Source organism: Hahella sp. HNIBRBA332 (assembly GCF_030719035.1).
Lineage (GTDB): Bacteria > Pseudomonadota > Gammaproteobacteria > Pseudomonadales > Oleiphilaceae > Hahella.
The window spans coordinates 5,820,759-5,838,097 of sequence record NZ_CP132203.1 but is presented as its reverse complement, the minus strand read 5'-3'; the positions used below and the strand labels follow the sequence as shown (position 1 = coordinate 5,838,097).

15 protein-coding genes are annotated in these 17,339 nt (G+C 55.2%); 12 read left to right on the top strand and 3 right to left on the bottom strand.

The window, feature by feature from the left end:
• Positions 1-36 precede the first annotated feature (36 nt).
• Entirely contained in the window at positions 37-1,317 is a 1,281-nt protein-coding gene (gene trpB / locus O5O45_RS25760; RefSeq protein ID WP_305902173.1) for a tryptophan synthase subunit beta, read from the top strand.
• Positions 1,307-2,086, top strand: coding sequence for a tryptophan synthase subunit alpha (gene trpA / locus O5O45_RS25755; RefSeq protein ID WP_305902172.1), 780 nt, complete (start codon positions 1,307-1,309; stop codon positions 2,084-2,086). Before trpB ends, trpA begins: the two co-directional genes overlap by 11 nt.
• A 12-nt stretch (positions 2,087-2,098) precedes the next feature.
• Here trpA and O5O45_RS25750 read toward each other — a convergent pair whose 3' ends face one another.
• The gene (locus O5O45_RS25750) at positions 2,099-2,551 is read right to left on the bottom strand and encodes a YaiI/YqxD family protein (RefSeq protein WP_305902171.1); all 453 of its coding nucleotides are present in this window, start codon (positions 2,549-2,551) and stop codon (positions 2,099-2,101) included.
• A 172-nt stretch (positions 2,552-2,723) separates the two neighbouring features.
• Between O5O45_RS25750 and O5O45_RS25745 the strand changes: the two genes are divergently transcribed.
• The 4 genes from O5O45_RS25745 (at position 2,724) to glpK (ending at position 7,965) form a co-directional block, all read left to right on the top strand.
• Positions 2,724-3,527, top strand: coding sequence for a flagellin N-terminal helical domain-containing protein (locus O5O45_RS25745; RefSeq protein WP_305902170.1), 804 nt, complete (start codon positions 2,724-2,726; stop codon positions 3,525-3,527).
• 101 nt (positions 3,528-3,628) lie between these two features.
• The gene (locus tag O5O45_RS25740; RefSeq protein WP_305902169.1) at positions 3,629-4,405 is read left to right on the top strand and encodes a DeoR/GlpR family transcriptional regulator; all 777 of its coding nucleotides are present in this window, start codon (positions 3,629-3,631) and stop codon (positions 4,403-4,405) included.
• Positions 4,406-4,777: 372 nt separating this feature from the next.
• Complete coding sequence (gene glpD, locus O5O45_RS25735; RefSeq protein ID WP_305902168.1) at positions 4,778-6,307, top strand: glycerol-3-phosphate dehydrogenase; 1,530 nt, start codon at positions 4,778-4,780, stop codon at positions 6,305-6,307.
• A gap of 152 nt (positions 6,308-6,459) precedes the next feature.
• On the top strand, positions 6,460-7,965 hold the full coding sequence (gene glpK / locus O5O45_RS25730; protein WP_305902167.1) for a glycerol kinase GlpK: 1,506 nt from the start codon (positions 6,460-6,462) through the stop codon (positions 7,963-7,965).
• A 30-nt stretch (positions 7,966-7,995) separates the two neighbouring features.
• On the opposite strand, the gene O5O45_RS25725 is transcribed toward glpK, so the two are convergent.
• Entirely contained in the window at positions 7,996-9,933 is a 1,938-nt protein-coding gene (locus O5O45_RS25725) for a sigma-54-dependent Fis family transcriptional regulator (RefSeq protein WP_305902166.1), read from the bottom strand.
• 357 nt (positions 9,934-10,290) lie between these two features.
• Between O5O45_RS25725 and O5O45_RS25720 the strand changes: the two genes are divergently transcribed.
• From O5O45_RS25720 to O5O45_RS25695, 6 genes are all read left to right on the top strand, one after another.
• Complete coding sequence (locus tag O5O45_RS25720; protein WP_305902165.1) at positions 10,291-11,379, top strand: ABC transporter ATP-binding protein; 1,089 nt, start codon at positions 10,291-10,293, stop codon at positions 11,377-11,379.
• A 3-nt stretch (positions 11,380-11,382) separates the two neighbouring features.
• Positions 11,383-12,480, top strand: a complete 1,098-nt coding sequence (locus O5O45_RS25715; protein WP_305902164.1) for an ABC transporter ATP-binding protein — start codon at positions 11,383-11,385, stop codon at positions 12,478-12,480.
• A complete protein-coding gene (locus O5O45_RS25710; RefSeq protein ID WP_305902163.1) occupies positions 12,477-13,346 on the top strand; it encodes a carbohydrate ABC transporter permease in 870 nt (289 codons plus the stop codon). Before O5O45_RS25715 ends, O5O45_RS25710 begins: the two co-directional genes overlap by 4 nt.
• Positions 13,347-13,443: 97 nt before the next feature.
• Positions 13,444-14,250: a carbohydrate ABC transporter permease gene (locus tag O5O45_RS25705; RefSeq protein ID WP_253938299.1), complete on the top strand. Its 807-nt coding sequence runs from the start codon at positions 13,444-13,446 to the stop codon at positions 14,248-14,250.
• 11 nt (positions 14,251-14,261) lie between these two features.
• Complete coding sequence (locus O5O45_RS25700; RefSeq protein WP_305902162.1) at positions 14,262-14,534, top strand: DUF2160 domain-containing protein; 273 nt, start codon at positions 14,262-14,264, stop codon at positions 14,532-14,534.
• Positions 14,535-14,608: 74 nt separating this feature from the next.
• The gene (locus O5O45_RS25695; protein ID WP_305902161.1) at positions 14,609-16,369 is read left to right on the top strand and encodes an ABC transporter substrate-binding protein; all 1,761 of its coding nucleotides are present in this window, start codon (positions 14,609-14,611) and stop codon (positions 16,367-16,369) included.
• A 13-nt stretch (positions 16,370-16,382) separates the two neighbouring features.
• On the opposite strand, the gene O5O45_RS25690 is transcribed toward O5O45_RS25695, so the two are convergent.
• The gene (locus O5O45_RS25690) at positions 16,383-17,306 is read right to left on the bottom strand and encodes a substrate-binding periplasmic protein (protein ID WP_305902160.1); all 924 of its coding nucleotides are present in this window, start codon (positions 17,304-17,306) and stop codon (positions 16,383-16,385) included.
• Positions 17,307-17,339 lie beyond the last annotated feature (33 nt).

The window sequence follows — 17,339 nt, the reverse complement described above, 5'->3', positions numbered from 1 at the left end:
GCCTCATGGGCCCGAATAATACAGGAGAAAATCGCCATGATCCGCAGCAACAACGGTATGTTCGGCAGCTTCGGCGGCCGCTACGCCCCGGAAATACTGACGCCCGCTCTGATGGAGCTGGAACGCCTATTTTTCAGTTTGCGCGACGATCCTGACTTCTGGCGAGAATATCAGACTCTGGCGCAACACTTCAGCGGCAGGCCCACGCCTCTCACTCCCTGCGAACGCCTGTCTCAGGCGATTGGCGGCGCGCAGATCTGGTTAAAACGGGAAGACCTCAATCACTCCGGCGCCCACAAAGTGAATAACGTACTGGGCCAAGGCCTCTTGGTCCGGCGCATGGGCAAACGCAGGGTGATCGCAGAAACCGGGGCCGGTCAGCATGGATTGGCCACGGCGATCATGGCTGCACGGCTGGGCCTGGAATGCCGTATTTATATGGGGGCGGACGACATTGAGCGTCAATATGGCAATGTGTTCTGGATGCGTCGCCTGGGCGCAGAGGTGGTTCCCGTCTCCACTGGCGCTCGCACCCTGAAAGAAGCCATGGACGAAGCGTTGCGGGACTGGGCCGCCAGTTTCGAAGACACCCACTACGTGCTCGGCACCGCCTGTGGACCCGCGCCTTTCCCGGAGTTGGTCGCGTATTTCCAGAGTATTATCGGCAAAGAATTACAGCAGCAGGCTTTAGCCCAAATCGGTCGTAATCCTGACAGCGTCGTTGCCTGCGTCGGCGGCGGCAGTAACGCCCTCGGCGCGTTCGCGCCCTATATCGACCAAAGTGACGTTGAGTTGATAGGCGTGGAAGCCGGCGGACGCAGCCGCGAAGAGGGCCAGCACTCCATTCGTCTTCAGGAAGGAACCGGCGAAGACGGCATTGCCCAGGGCTTCAAAACGCTCTTCTTACAGAACGCCGACGGGCAACTTGGGCACACGCACAGCGTGGCGGCGGGACTAGACTATGTCGGCGTATCGCCAATTCTGGCGGACCTCGCCCAACGCGGGCGATTAACGCCGGATTCCGCAACCGACGAAGAAGCCCTGACGGCGTTTGAGACATTACTGCGCCACGAAGGCATCATCCCGGCGCTGGAATCCTCCCATGCATTGGCGGGCGGGTTCCGACGCGCGGCTCAGATGTCGCCCAACGAACATGTGGTGATTAATTTAAGCGGGCGCGGCGACAAAGATATTTTCAATGTGGCCCGCGCTTTCCCTCATCCAGATTGGTCCGCCTTCCTGCAACGCGAGCTGGCTCGCCAACCGGATTTCACAACTCAAACAACGCAAGGGGAGAACGCCAACAATGTTGCCTGAAAAAAATTCAGAAGAGCTGTTAGTCATGTCCCATGCGGTGGTGGGTTATCCCTCGCTTGAGGCCAATCTGCCTGCGATTGACGCATTGGTCGCCGCAGGGGTGAAAATGATCGAGCTGCAAATTCCGTTCAGCGACCCGGTGGCGGACGGCCCGACGCTGGCTCACGCCTGCCATGTCGCACTCAAGAACGGCGGCGGCGTCAAGCAGGCGCTGGCGTTGGCGGCGCAAGTCTCACGACGTCATCCACAGGTGAGCTTTCTATTGATGAGCTACCTCAACCCTCTCTACCGCTATGGACTTGACCGCTTATTCACCGATGCGGCCGAAGCCGGCGTAAAAGGGTTGATTATCCCCGATCTGCCTGTGGAAGCCCTGGAGCCGCACCTGCCGCTGCTAGATAAGCTTAATTTGGCGCCGATCATGATGGTGACGCCCGTGACGCCCCCCGAGCGCCTGCAACGAATCAGCGCCGCCGCCCGAGGCATGGTGTATGTCGTGGCGCGCACCGGCGTCACTGGCTCGCAGACCCGCTGGGACGCCGAGTTCGACGACTATATAGCGCGGCTCAAGCGCTATACAGATCTGCCTCTCGCAGTCGGTTTCGGCGTGCGCAGCGCAGAGGATTTGCGCCAGTTACGAGGACGAGTGGAGGTAGCGGCGGTTTGTTCCCGCTATATAGAATGGCAAGGAAAACTTGGCAGTGACGCCGCTGCGGAGCGCATGGCCGAGCTATGTGAGGCGGCGGGCGGAACTGAGGCGACGGCGTAATCCGTCGCCTGGTCAGGACTTACTCGCTTTCGCCAGAAAGCGATCCAGTTGATTGGCGAACTCCATGCGGTCGCCATGATTGAACGCGGCGGGACCGCCTGTATGCTCGCCGCTGCTGCGCATGGTTTCCATGAAGTCTCGCATCATCAGACGCTGGCGAATGTTTTCCTTACTATAAAACTCGCCCCTGGGGTTCAGCGCATGGGCGCCTTTGTCTATCACTTCCGCCGCCAGGGGAATGTCGGCGGTGATCACCAGTTCACCCTGCTCGACATTCTGCACGATATGGTTATCCGCCACGTCAAATCCCGGCGCCACCTGCAAACTGCGGATATATTGCGACGGCGGCGTCTTAAGGGGCTGATTGGCCACCAGGATCAGGGGAACTTTCACCCTTTCCGCCGCCCGGAACAGAATCTCTTTGATGACGTTCGGGCATGCATCGGCGTCTACCCATATACGCATGGCTATTTCTCTTCATTAAAACCTTAAAGCACAAAGTCTAAGCGATGACGCGCAGAAACGGAAAAGAAAGCTGCGCGCGCATGGAGGCGCGGTTCGTAGCGATATAAGTTGATCGCAATTGATTATTTATTGATCTAAAATGGCCTAAGGCTATGGATTATAGAGGTACTTCATGGCGATCACGATTAACGGTCCGGCGCTACCTTCGCCGAACGACGCGCAAATTCAGCGGAGCTTCGCCCGCATCAGTTCCGGTTCGCGTATTAACAGCGCGGCTGACGACCCCGCCGGTCTGTCCATCGCCACCCGCATTAGCAGCCGAATCAACGGCTTTTCCGCCGCTATTCGCAACGCCGGCGATGGCATTTCCCTCTCCCAGACAGCTCAGGGTTCATTGGGCCAGGTGACCGAAAATCTACAGCGCATCCGTCAACTCGCCCTTCAAGCCAGCAACGGGGTATACAACGACAGCGACCGCGCCGCCTTGCAGCAGGAAGCCGCGCAGATTCTGGAAAGTACGCGTCAGTTGCTGAAGCAGTCCAGCTTCAACGGCGTCAAACTATTCGATTCGAGTGACGAACACCGCTTCCAGGCTGGCGCGGAAGGCGGTGAACAGATCGTTCTGGAAGGCCGAAATCTGGTGCAGGAGTTGAACAACTTCGGTTTGGACAGCCTGGATATCTCCAGCCAGCAGGGCGCTATCAGCGCAGTGTCCGTCATTGACGACAGCCTGCAAGCGACAGTCGATCGGGCGGCGCAATTCGGCGCCTTGTCGAACCGTTTCGAGGCTGGCATACGCGAACTGGAAACCGCACATCTTAATGCGACAGAGGCGCGCAGTCGCATCGCAGATACGGATATCGCCGCAGAAAGCGCTAATCTGGCGACACAAAAAATACTCACGCAAGCTCAGATCGCCATCCGCGCCCAGGCCAACGCGCAGGCGAGATTTGTCCTTAACCTATTGTCCGGATAAGAAATCCCGCCCTTTTAAGGGAAGTACTATTACTGGTTTCACCCTGGGTATTTTTCTACTAACATTTCGTTTTATCATTTGCGCACGAAAATAAAACGAACATGTCCGCTGACAAGCCTTTAAATGCGCGGCAAACCGCGATTCTCAAGCTCATCGAAAAAAACGGCGTCGCCACCATAGACGAACTGGTGGAGGCCTTCGACGTCACGCCGCAAACCCTGCGGCGGGATCTTAACCTGCTGGCGGATTACAACCTGATCCAACGCTTCCACGGCGGCGCCACCTCCATTACGTCTACGGAAAACCTGTCCTATCAGGACCGCCAAATCCGCAATCTGGAGGAAAAGGAAGCCATCGCCCGGGAAATTGCGCTGCATGTTCCTGATCACAGCAGTATGTTCATTAATATCGGCACCACCACCGAAACCATCGCCAAGGCCTTGATGAATCACAAGGGATTGCAGGTAGTAACCAACAATCTGCATGTCGCCAGCATGATGAGCCAAAAAGAGGATTTTCGCGTGATCGTCACCTCTGGCGAGGTCCGGGCGCGGGACGGCGGAATTGTGGGTGAAGCCACCATGGACTTCGTACAACAGTTTCGCCTGGACTTCGGCATCATCGGCATCAGCGCCATTGACGAAGACGGCGCCTTGCTGGACTACGACTACCGTGAGGTCCGCGTCGCCCAGGCGATCATCCAACAAAGCCGACATGTGTTTCTGGCGGCGGACCATTCCAAGTTCGGTCGCAGAGCTATGGTGCGCCTTGGCAGCATCACCCAGGCCAATATGTTCTTCACCGACCAGCGTCCCAGTGAAGAAATAGAGGCCATGATGAAGAACCACGACGTACGCCTGCATATCTGCACGCCCTAGCAGCATCCTGAAATGGGCAAGGGAACGCCCGCTTACCGTCACTGACCTTGTCTCTCACAGATCTATCTTCGTTTTTTTTCTTTTCTCTCCGCATTGCTCCCAGCCCGCCGCTAATGCGCTATAACTCCACTTCCAGCTATCCACCTGACATTTTGTTTTCTCTTCCTTGAAGCAATCCATAGTCAGTCTTCCAGGTTACAACTAACTTGCTGAATTTAATAATTTATTTTCATTTCGCTTCATCATGCCGCTCAATAAAGCAGAAAATATTTAGAAACTCTCACAAAATAATTCGTAAATTTTCCTTTTATTTTCTTTTTTCTTTCGTTTAAACTTTAGTCAATTTTTAACCGCATGGAAAGGTTCCGAATAATGAGTGAGAAAATTTACGATCTTCTCGTGATCGGCGGAGGCATCAATGGCGTCGGCGTCGCCGTAGACGCCCAGGGCCGCGGATTGCAAACCGCTTTGGTGGAAATGCGCGATCTCGCATGGGCCACCTCTTCCGCCAGCAGCAAATTGATTCATGGTGGCCTACGCTACCTGGAGCATTACGAGTTCCGCTTAGTTAAGGAAGCGCTGAACGAACGCGAAACGGTCTACCGTAAGGCGCCCCATATCGTGAAACCCATGCGGTTCCGCCTGCCTCATCGCCCTCACCTGCGTCCCGCCTGGATGATTCGAATCGGACTTTTCCTGTATGACATGCTGGGCAAACGCGACATTCTTCCAGGCAGCAAATTCATTCGTTTCAATCAACCTGGCGCAGCCTTGAAGCAGGAAATCACCAAAGGCTTTGAGTATTCTGACTGCTGGGTGGACGACGCGCGCCTGGTGGTGTTGAACGCCATGCAATTCCGTTCACTGGGCGGAGATGTTTTCGTGCAGACCAAATGCGTGGGCGTATCCCAGGAAAAAGGCCTGTGGCATGTTCAATTGCGTAATGAAGTCACCGGTGAAGAATACACCCTGAAAGCCAAAGGTCTGGTAAACGCCGCCGGCCCCTGGGTTAAAACACTGCTGACCAAAGAAATGCACCGCAGCAGTCCACGCGGAATTCGTCTGATCAAAGGCAGCCATATGGTGGTTCCAAAGCTGCACAATGAAGATGAAGCCTACATTCTGCAGAACGAAGACGGGCGCATCGTGTTCGTGATTCCTTATCTGGATGAGTTTTCCATTGTCGGCACCACGGATGTGGAGCATAAAGACGCCCCGGAAACTGTCGCCATTTCAAACGAAGAAATTGATTACCTTTGCGACGTAGTGAACGCTCACTTCAAAAAACAGATTTCCCCGGCCGACGTAGTGTGGACCTATGCGGGCGTCCGTCCCCTGTGCGATGACGAGTCCGATTCCGCCCAGGCGATCACTCGCGATTATACAGTCGAGTTGGAAACCGAAGGCGAACTGCCGCTGCTCTCTATTTTCGGCGGCAAGCTGACCACGTATCGTAAACTGGCGGAGTCGGCCCTGAGAACGCTCAAGCCGTTCTACCCACAAATGGGCGCGCCGTGGACTGCAGACAGCGTATTGCCTGGCGGCGACCTCCCCGGCACAGTGACTAACTACAGCCAGGGGCTGCAGAATCGCTATCCGTTCCTCACCGCCCGCACGGCAAAACGCTTCGCCACAACTTATGGCAGCCGCTGTGAATTGTTCCTGAAAGACGCGCAATCAGAAACGGATATGGGCCAGAAGTTCGGGGAAGGCTTTTTCCAAAAAGAGGTGGACTATCTGCTAGAGTATGAGTTTGCGATGAACGCTGACGATATCCTGTGGCGCCGCACCAAGATGGGTCTGTTCCTCAATGAAGATCAACAGGCCGCCCTGGCGGAATACCTCGCGGGCAGCCGCCCCCGAGCCGCTGAACCTTATCAGCCCATGCAAGCGAGCGCATGAGCGGGAGGTCAAACAGAGCGGATAAACGGAACTGACGGAAAGTAACGCAAGCGACCGAAAGGGTATTGAACAATAATAAGCAGACTGCGGCGACCGGGTGTTGATTTCCAGACTGGCTTGCGTCGCCGTAGCCAAACATGAGAACGACGACTGTGAGCAAGTACATATTAGCAATCGATCAAGGCACGACAAGCAGCCGCGCCATTCTGTTTACCCGTGAAGGCCTGCCCGCATTCAGCGTGCAACAAGAATTCGCCCAGCATTTCCCAAATGACGGCTGGGTGGAACACAACCCGCATGATTTGTGGGACACCGTCAAACGCGTTTGCAGCGCCGTGATGAAAGAGGCCGGCATCTCCGGCCGCGACATTACCTGCATCGGCATCACCAACCAACGGGAAACCACGGTGGTGTGGGACCGTCATACCGGCGAGCCCATTTATAACGCCATCGTCTGGCAGGACCGCCGCACCTCCGCTTTCTGCGCAGAGTTGTATGAAAACGGTCGAGAGCCCATGGTGCGCGAGAAAACCGGACTGTTGCTCGATCCTTATTTTTCCGGCACCAAGATCCGTTGGATTCTCGACAATGTGGAGGGTGCGCGGGAGAAAGCCGAACGGGGCGATCTTTTGTTCGGCACTGTCGATACCTTCCTTATCTGGAAGATGACCGGAGGCTCTGTACACGCCACTGACGCCACCAATGCTTCCCGCACGCTTCTTTTCAATATACACAGCCAACAATGGGATGATGAGCTGCTGGATATGCTTAATGTGCCCAGCAACATGCTGCCGGTGGTGAAAGACAGCTCTGACGATTTCGGTATGACGGAGCATCGTTTCCTCGGGTCGGAAGTCCCCATCACTGGCGTCGCCGGCGACCAACAGGCGGCCTTGTTTGGCCAGGCCTGCTTCGCGCCGGGCATGTGCAAAAGCACATACGGCACCGGTTGTTTCATGATCATGAACACCGGCGATGCGCCTCTGGAGTCCAATAATAAGCTGCTCACCACTGTAGGTTACCGGCTTAATGGAAAACCCACTTACGCCATTGAGGGCAGCATCTTTATGGCCGGCGCCACCATGCAATGGCTACGCGATGGCATCAGTCTGTTGAAAAGCGCTGGTGAAAGTTTGGGACATGCGGAACAAGTCGGACCGGACCATTCCGTATATCTGGTTCCTGCATTTACTGGCCTCGGCGCCCCCTATTGGGAGCCCAATGCTCGCGGCGCCATCGTCGGCCTGACCCGGGACACCGGCATCGCCGAGATTGTCACGGCGGGCCTACAGTCCGTGGCTTATCAGACTCGCGACTTGCTTGAAGCGATGAAGTCGGATGGCGTGGAAAATCTGGCTGCATTACGCGTGGACGGCGGAATGGTGGTGAACGACTGGGCTATGCAGTTCCTCGCGGATATTTTGGACGTACGCGTAGATCGTCCCTTCGTCACCGAGACAACCGCCTTGGGCGCGGCGTTTCTGGCTGGCCTGAAGGCTGGCGTTTACTCGTCACTGGAGGAGGTGCAGGAGCTCTGGCAATGCGAAAAGACGTTCCCGCCAAACATGGAAGAAGCGGTTGCCGATCGCCTTTATAAAGGCTGGCTTAACTCCGTGGAAGGCGTGCGCAATATGGCCAAGGCCGCGCACAAGAAATAACTTCCTGTGACAACATCCGCCGGGCGCAGCCTAGCGGATGTATTTATACACGGTGTTGCGACTGACGCCCGCCGCTTTGGCGGTCTGGCTGACGTTGCCGCCGTATTCTCGATATAACCTTACGATTTTCGCTTCCAATTCTTCTTTCGGATTGCGTATCGCCGGTCCGTCACCAAAACCATCCGCGTCTTCGCCCAGACTATCTCCATTGGGCTCCGCCAGTCCGATGCCATTGAGGTCATCATAAAAATCATCAGGAATATGCCAGTCTTCGATCGGATCGCCATCCGCCATGGCCAGCGCCACGCTTAAAATGCTTATCAACTGGCGCACGTTGCCGGGCCAGGGATGATCCGCCAGCATAGCGAGCACGTCAGCGCTCAATGGATGATAGGTTTCTCCCGCGCTGCGAGTCAGCCTGCCATGCACGTACTCGATGAGCTTGGCTTTATCCGCGCGCTCCCGTAATGGCGGCAACTCCAGATTAAGGCCGGAAATACGATAATACAGGTCTTCCCTAAACGCGCCCCGTTTGACTTCTTCTTTCAGCACTCGATTGGTGGCGGAAATCAACTTGATGTCCACTGGAAAGGTTTCTGTGGAGCCCAGCGGCGTAACACAGCGTTCCTGCAACACTCGTAGCAGACGGGCTTGCACTTTGAGGGGCATTTCGCCAATTTCATCCAAAAACAATGTGCCTCGGTGCGCCTTGCGGATCAATCCAATGGAGCCCTTGTTGCTGGCGCCGGTAAATGCGCCTTTTTCATATCCGAACAATTCAGACTCCACCAGCTCCGCCGGAATGGCCGCGCAGTTCACCGCCACCAGCGGAAACGCCTTGCGGGAGCTGTGGTAATGCAGTGAACGTACAAAAATTTCTTTGCCGCTGCCGGTCTCGCCATGGATCAGAATGGGAATGTCTTTTTCCATGATGCGGTTGGCCTGTTTCGCCATCCGCGCCACCCGTTCATCGCCATGTTCCAGTTCCTGGAAGGGAATGACGTCGTCCGGCAGTTCTTCTTCCACTATTACCGGCGCGGGCTTTTCCTTCTTACGATAATCCGGAGCGATAATCGCCGCCTGTGGAGGACGTTTGATCATCAGGTGCATGCGATACTTGCCCAACGCGGATACCTCCATCGGCATTCCCTCTGGATGATGCCGCAGTTCCCTCAGCTTGCAATTGAAGATGTCTTCGATGTTCGCCAGGGCCAGATCATGCGCCAGCATCACTTCTGCACGACGGTTGGCGGAAATAATGCGACCGTCTTCATCGATCACGACCAAACCTGACCACGGGCTTTCCAACGCAGCGATATTCGTATTGAAGGTGATCAACAGGTGTTCGCGCTGGAAGGCGTTGTGAATCAACCGATTCTCCACACTCAGGGTCATCAGCTTGACCATCCCCAGGGTATGGTCTTGAGGCAGATAAGCGTCAGAGGAAATGTCCAACACGCCCACCATTTCTTTCTGGGTGTTGAATATCGGCGCCGCGGAGCCGACCATGAAACGATTGGCGCGAAGAAAATGTTCATCCCTGCCCACCTGCACCGCCGCGCCCGTGGCGATCGCGGTGCCAATGGCGTTAGTGCCCGCCCCCATCTCCGTCCAGCGATTACCCACCACCAGACCATGCGCGCACTCCAATGGCGTAAAGCGCTGTTCGCCCCAGGTGTTCAACACATGGCCGCGGCGATCCGCCAGTACAATCAAACAGTTGGAGTTGGACAGAATATGGTCGTAGTAAGGCAACACCTCTTTCTGTGTGGTGTTCACCAATAACTGATGTTCTTCCAACAGCGCTGAGACGCCCCCTCGTCCCAGCACGCCATATTGAGGAACGCTGTTATGAGTCAGCCCGTACTCCTTGCAACGGCGCCAGGAATCTTCGATCAATTCCTTATGACTGCGCGTCGTCACCTCAGCGGCGAAGACTGATGCGTTTTTATTTTCATCTGAGTCCATAGGACCCTCGTCTTTCTGAATGATGAGCTCGCATGAGTGTTCAAATCGGTGTTCAGGACAGTGTTCAACTGTTCACAAAACAGTCAACCTGTTCAATCATTGTTGTTAAGTGTGAACAGTTGTCAACACTTTTCGAAATGGAAAATTGTTGTCCAAGCGTTACCTTTCTTTCTCAGCGGCGGCGTTTGCCTCTACAACTCATTGTTATTCCTATCAATTTTGTTCAGCCAGCGACAAACGGCCGATTTGCAAAAAAGTTGGCCCGATGTTTGTATATATACCTACTCGAAAAAAACAAATTGTTCAAAAGAACATTTACGAACATATTCAAACAAGAACAAAGGTGGGATTAGCAAGATGTCCCTTGAGCTTAGAAATGTCAGTCGTATTGTTGACGGCGAAACCTGGATTAACGATGTGAACCTCACATTGAAACCCGGTTCCTTCAACGTACTCCTAGGCCGCACCCTCGCCGGTAAAACCACCCTCATGCGTTTGATGGCGGGGTTGGATAAACCCAGCAGCGGCAAAATCCTCATGAACGGCGTAGACGTTACCGGCGTGCCGGTAAAAGACCGCAATATCTCCATGGTCTACCAGCAGTTCATCAACTACCCCAACCTGACCGTCTACGAAAACATCGCGTCTCCTTTGCGTCTCGCCAATATGAGCGAAGCGAAAATCAAGGAGCGGGTGCGTGAGACGGCGTCGATGTTGCACATTGAGCCCTACCTGGACCGGCTGCCTCTGGCGCTTTCCGGCGGTCAGCAGCAGCGCACGGCGATGGCCCGCGCCCTGGTTAAGGACGCCACCATGGTTCTGTTTGACGAGCCGCTGGTGAACCTGGACTACAAGCTGCGTGAAGAGCTGCGTCAGGAATTGCGGGAGCTGTTCAAAGAGCGCAACACCATCGCTGTCTACGCCACCACTGAGCCCAACGAAGCCCTGGCTCTGGGCGGCACGACGACAGTTATTCATGAAGGGCGTGTTCTCCAACACGGTCCGACCGCGGAAGTTTACCATCGTCCGCAGGATATTCTCACTGCCGAAATGTTCAGCGAGCCGCCTATCAACGTGGTGGAAGGCTTGGTGACCGACGAAGAAGTCACCTTCGACGAAACGGTTCATTTCCCGCTGAATCAGGATTTGCGCACCCTGAAACCAGGGCGCTACAAATTCGGCGTCAGAGCCTCCCATATCGGGCTGGTGCCGCAGAACGACGATGACCTGGAGTTATCCGTCAATGTCGATCTGGCTGAAATCAGTGGATCTGAGACCTTCCTGCATGTTCGCAACGATCATATGAGCCTGGTGATGCACCTGTCCGGCGTACACGCATACGACGTGGATGAGAGCATCAATATCTATTTCCCCACTCATAAATTGTATGCGTTCGATATGAGCGGACATCTGGTGCAAGCGCCGGTAAGACGCGTTGGAGTTTAAGCCATGGCAGAAATCAGACTATCTCAGTTGGCGCACTCCTATGCGCCAGTTCCCCAAAGCGACGACGACTACGCCATCCGCAAGATGGACCACGTCTGGGAGCAAGGGGGCGCTTTCGCGCTGTTAGGCCCTTCCGGCTGCGGCAAGAGCACCCTGTTGAACATTATTTCCGGACTGCTGGCGCCTTCCGATGGCGACGTGCTGTTCGACGGCAAACGCGTTAACACGCTGCCGCCGGAAGCCCGTAACATCGCCCAGGTTTTCCAGTTCCCGGTGATTTACGACACCATGACCGTGTTCGATAACCTGGCGTTTCCCCTACGCAACGTGAAAACGCCGGAACACAAGGTCAAAAGCAAAGTTCATGAGATCGCGTCCATTCTGGATCTGACCCCATTGCTGGATAAAAAAGCCAAGGGCCTGACCGCGGACGAGAAACAGAAAGTCTCCATGGGACGCGGGCTGGTGCGGGACGATGTATCCGCCATCCTGTTCGACGAACCCTTGACGGTTATTGACCCGCACTTGAAGTGGAAGCTGCGCCGTAAGCTGAAGCAGATTCACGAGCAGTTCAATATCACCATGGTGTACGTCACCCACGATCAGTTGGAGGCGTCCACTTTCGCCGACAAAATCGCGGTGATGTATGAAGGCCAGATCGTGCAGTTCGGCACGCCCCGTGACCTGTTTGAGGCGCCTAACCACACCTTTGTCGGCTTTTTTATCGGCAGCCCAGGCATGAACCTGGTCAGCGTAGAGCTGACGGAAAACGGCGCCACGTTCGGCGGCGTCGAACTGCCCTTGCGGCCGAAGCTGATGGAGCGCCTGAAACAGATCCGCAGCACCAACATCAAAATCGGCATCCGCCCCGAGTTCGTCCATGTCTGGGATGAAGCCAACGACGAAGCCATGCAGGTCAACGTCAGGTTTGTGGAAGATCTGGGCACCTACAAAATCATGACCTTTTACCTCGGCGGCGTGGAAATGAAAGCGCGCCTGCAGGAAGACCAGAAAGTACCGCAAGGCGTCGCTTTCATCAGCTTCCCGGATCAGTGGCTCAAGGTCTATGTGGATGAATTCCTGCTGGAGGGCGACCAATGAACAAGGTAGAAAACAATAAGGCCTGGTTTCTGGTATTACCGGTATTCCTGATTGTAGCTTTCTCCGCCATCATTCCTCTGATGACGGTGGTCAACTATTCCGTGCAGGACATTTTTGACCAGAACACCGCTTATTTCGTCGGCGTCGAGTGGTTCAAGCAAATGCTTAACGACGCCCGTCTGCATGACGCCTTGGTGCGTCAGTTCCTGTTTTCCTTCGCCGTACTGCTGATTGAGATTCCCTTAGGCGTAGGCGTGGCGCTGCTGATGCCGACCAAAGGTAAGGCCGCTTCCCTGAGCCTGATTCTCATCGCCCTGCCCCTGCTGATTCCCTGGAACGTGGTAGGCACCATCTGGCAGATTTTCGGACGCGCCGACATCGGTCTGTTCGGCTGGGGCGTCAACGCCATGGGCATCGACTATAACTACGCCGGCGACCCGGTGGACGCATGGCTGACAGTATTGTTAATGGACGTCTGGCACTGGACTCCGCTGGTGGCGCTGCTGTGCTACTCCGGCCTGCGCGCCATCCCTGAAGTGTATTACCAGGCTGCGCGCATCGACCGCGCTTCACGCTGGGCGGTGTTCCGCTTCATCCAGTTGCCGAAGCTCACCAACGTACTGATCATCGGCGTGCTGTTGCGGTTCATGGACTCTTTCATGATCTACACCGAGCCGTTCGTATTAACCGGCGGCGGCCCTGGCAACTCCACCACCTTCCTGAGTCAGTCGTTGACCAAAATGGCGGTAGGACAATTTGACCTGGGACCCGCGGCGGCGTTCTCCCTGATCTACTTCCTCATCATCCTGCTGGTTTGCTGGTTGTTCTACACCACCATCATGCACATCAGCCGCGACGACCGCTAATGAGGAGTAGGTAATGAGTCAACAAAACGTAAACCTGGCGGCCAACGTGGCCGCCGAAACAGGCGCCAGGGACTCCGCCAAAGCAAACAAAGGGGTAATGTCTATGTTCAGTCGCAGCAAATTCGGATTGGTGGCTTATATCGCCTTCGTGCTGCTACCGATCTACTGGCTACTCAATATGTCTCTGAAGACTAATGCGGAGATTCTGGGCGGATTGAGCCTTTTTCCGCAGGACATCACTTTTGACAACTACATCAAGATTTTTACGGATCCCAGCTGGTACATGGGCTACGTGAACTCCATCTACTACGTCTCTCTGAACATGATCATGAGCCTGTTGATCGCGCTGCCGGCGGCCTACGCCTTCAGCCGCTACAAGTTCATCGGCGACAAGCACATGTTCTTCTGGCTGCTCTCCAACCGGATGGCGCCGCCGGCAGTATTCCTGCTGCCTTTCTTCCAGTTGTATTCCTCAGTCGGCCTTTTCGACACTCACCTTGCCGTCGCGTTGGCGCACTGTTTGTTCAACGTGCCTCTGGCTGTGTGGATTCTGGAAGGCTTTATGAGCGGGGTGCCTCGCGAAATCGACGAAACCGCCTATATTGATGGGTACAGTTTTCCGAAATTCTTCATCAAAATCTTCATCCCCATGATCCGTTCCGGCATTGGCGTCACTGCATTCTTCTGCTTCATGTTCTCATGGGTGGAGCTGCTTTTGGCGCGGACGCTGACATCCGTGGACGCCAAACCCATCGCAGCCGTCATGACGCGGACCGTCTCCGCATCCGGCATCGACTGGGGCGTGCTCGCAGCCGCAGGCGTTCTCACTATTGTTCCTGGCGTATTGGTGATCTGGTTCGTGCGTAACCATGTCGCCAAAGGCTTTGCTCTGGGTCGTGTGTAAGGGGGTTTTGTATGAACTGGATGGCGTGGACTGTACCGACTGCAAGTTTCTTTACCACTATCGTGCTCATCCTGATTGCGATGACGGTTTGGGAGCTGAAGTCTCCAAGTATTGAGCGTAAAGGTTTTCTGCCGCTTCTGACCACCCGTGGCGACCGCCTCTTCATCGGTTTGCTCGGCAGCGCCTATATCCACCTGGCCTTTGTAGGCTTCACCAGTATGGCGGTGTGGATAGCGACGATCATTTCCCTTCTTTGGATGGGAATTGTAATGAGGTGGGGGTAAACCGCCCCCTGCGTCATAAGGATTCAAATGGACTTTGCAGGGAAGCCAACCAACTAACAATTAGAGAGGTAGACATGAAAAAAAATAATAAGGTTAAACTGCCCACCGGACCAATGAAGCTACGGCTGGCCAGCTTAGCTGCGGCAGTGGCGATGGTCTCAAGTAGTGCGAGCTGGGCGGACCAGTATAGTGACGCAGCGAAGAAATGGGTGGATAGCGAGTTCACCGCTTCAACGCTGTCGAAAGAAGAACAGATGAAAGAAATGGCGTGGTTCACCGAGGCGGCGAAACGTTTCCGCGGTATGGAAATCAACGTTGCTTCCGAAACCATCACCACGCACGAGTACGAATCCAAAGTACTTGCGAAAGCATTTTATGAAATCACCGGCATCAAGATTAACCACGACCTGATTCAGGAAGGCGACGTGGTCGAAAAACTGCAGACTCAGATGCAGTCCGGCCGCAACATCTATGATGGTTACATCAACGATTCCGACTTGATCGGCACTCACTTCCGCTACGGAAAAGTAGTCCCCATCTCCGACATGATGGAAGGCGACGGCAAAGACCTGACTCTGCCGACCCTGGATCTGCAGGACTTCATCGGCCTGTCCTTCACCACTGGGCCAGACGGTAAAATCTATCAGCTTCCAGACCAGCAGTTCGCCAACTTGTACTGGTTCCGCTATGACTGGTTCCAGCGCGACGACCTGAAGAAAAAGTTCAAGGAAATCTACGGCTATGAGCTGGGGGTTCCCAAGAACTGGTCGGCCTATGAGGACATCGCTGAGTTCTTTACCGACAAGGTCAAAAACATCGACGGTCAGCGCGTTTACGGCCACATGGATTATGGCAAGAAAGACCCCTCCCTGGGCTGGCGTTTCACTGACGCCTGGTTCTCCATGGCGGGTGCGGGCGACAAAGGACTGCCTAACGGCGTACCTGTTGACGAATGGGGTATTCGCGTCGACGGTTGTCGCCCAGTGGGCTCCAGCGTAGAGCGCGGCGGCGCCACCAACGGCCCGGCGGCGGTATACGCCACCACAAAATACGTGGACTGGCTGCGTAAGTATGCGCCGCCTGAAGCACAGGGCATGACCTTCTCTGAAGCCGGTCCGGTTCCTGCGCAAGGCAACGTCGCACAGCAGATCTTCTGGTACACCGCATTTACCGCGGACATGACCAAACCAGGTCTGCCAGTGGTCAACGCAGACGGCACGCCAAAGTGGCGGATGGCGCCCTCTCCCAGAGGACCTTACTGGGAAGACGGCATGAAGCTGGGCTATCAGGACACCGGTTCCTGGACTTTCCTGAAGTCCACGCCGGATGATCGTCGTCTGGCGGCATGGTTGTACGCACAGTTCACCGTAGCCAAAACCGTTTCTCTGAAGAAAACCCTGGTAGGTCTGACTCCTATCCGCGAGTCCGACATCCTGTCTGAAGACATGACGACTGTCGCTCCGAAACTGGGCGGCCTGGTCGAGTTCTATCGCAGCCCGGCCCGTACTCAGTGGACGCCTACCGGCACCAACGTACCTGACTATCCGAAACTGGCCCAGTTGTGGTGGCAGTTCATCGCGGAGGCCGCCAACGGCGAGAAAACTCCGCAGCAAGCCTTGGACGGTTTGGCGGAAGCACAAGACCGAGTACTGCAGCGCCTCGAACGCGCCAATGTACAGGGCGAGTGCGGTCCCAAGCTGAACGAGAAGAAGGACCCGAGCTACTGGCTGAGTCAGCCTGGTTCTCCGAAAGCCAAACTGGCTAACGAGAAACCCAAAGGCGAGACCGTCAGCTATGACGCTCTGATCAAGTCCTGGGAGGACGCACGCAAGTAATTGAAACCTGCCCTCAGCGTTTCAATATCCTGGGAGTTTGCCGCTTCTCATTTTGAGAAGCGGCTTTTTTTATCCTGAGAGAAGACACTTCTGAAATATCGATGGCGGTGGCCTGTTTGCGCCATAGCGTCATGTAGCGCTCCACCAGACTCTCCGGCGCTTTCTTATCCACCAGTTCACGCACTCGCTTGTTCAGGAAATCTATCAATTCCTGATTGTGGCAGGGAGACTTTTTCGACACGGTGTAGTAAAGCCCTTCCGAACTGATAGGGGTCGGTAAATGCTCGATATCGCCTTTGAAGCCTCTGACTTCGCCAATGGCGTAGCCCTGGTATAACTCATAGATCACATAGTCAGTGCGCCCCAGCAACAGACGCTCAAACGCAAACTCAATCGAACGCACTTCTTCGATATCCAACTGGCGCTTGGCGAACTCATCAAACTCCTGGCCGAAGCTGTTGTTGATAAGGGTGTCGCCGTGTCGGTCCTTGAGATCCAGCCAGCTGGTCATCGGAAAGGCTTTGCCTTTTCTCACAAAAATGACGTTGGGCATGATCATCATGGGTGGCTTGATATAGTCCATATAAGTCTGCCGCTCTTCCGTGATAAATGCGCCTGTGAGCATATCCACCCGCCCCAATTGCGCTTCTACCTGGGCCCGCGACCAAGGTCCGACATAGTGCGATTCAACAGCGATGTTTTCCGGCTCCAGTGCGATCTCCAACAGCCGCACCGCCACTCCAATGAGCTGATCCGGGTTGTCGCGGTCCCGCCAGAGAAATGGCGGATACTCGGGATTGCCGGTCACATTCAGCGTATCGCACACCCCCACGGAAGCGGCGGAGGCTGAGGTGGCGGACAACAACAGCGCTAACGCCAGACCGGCAAGGCGACGAGGCGTGCGGCTATAGCAGTGAAAACGAGGTGGTGCGCCCATAGTTTCCCAGATAAAGCCTTGATGATTTACTTA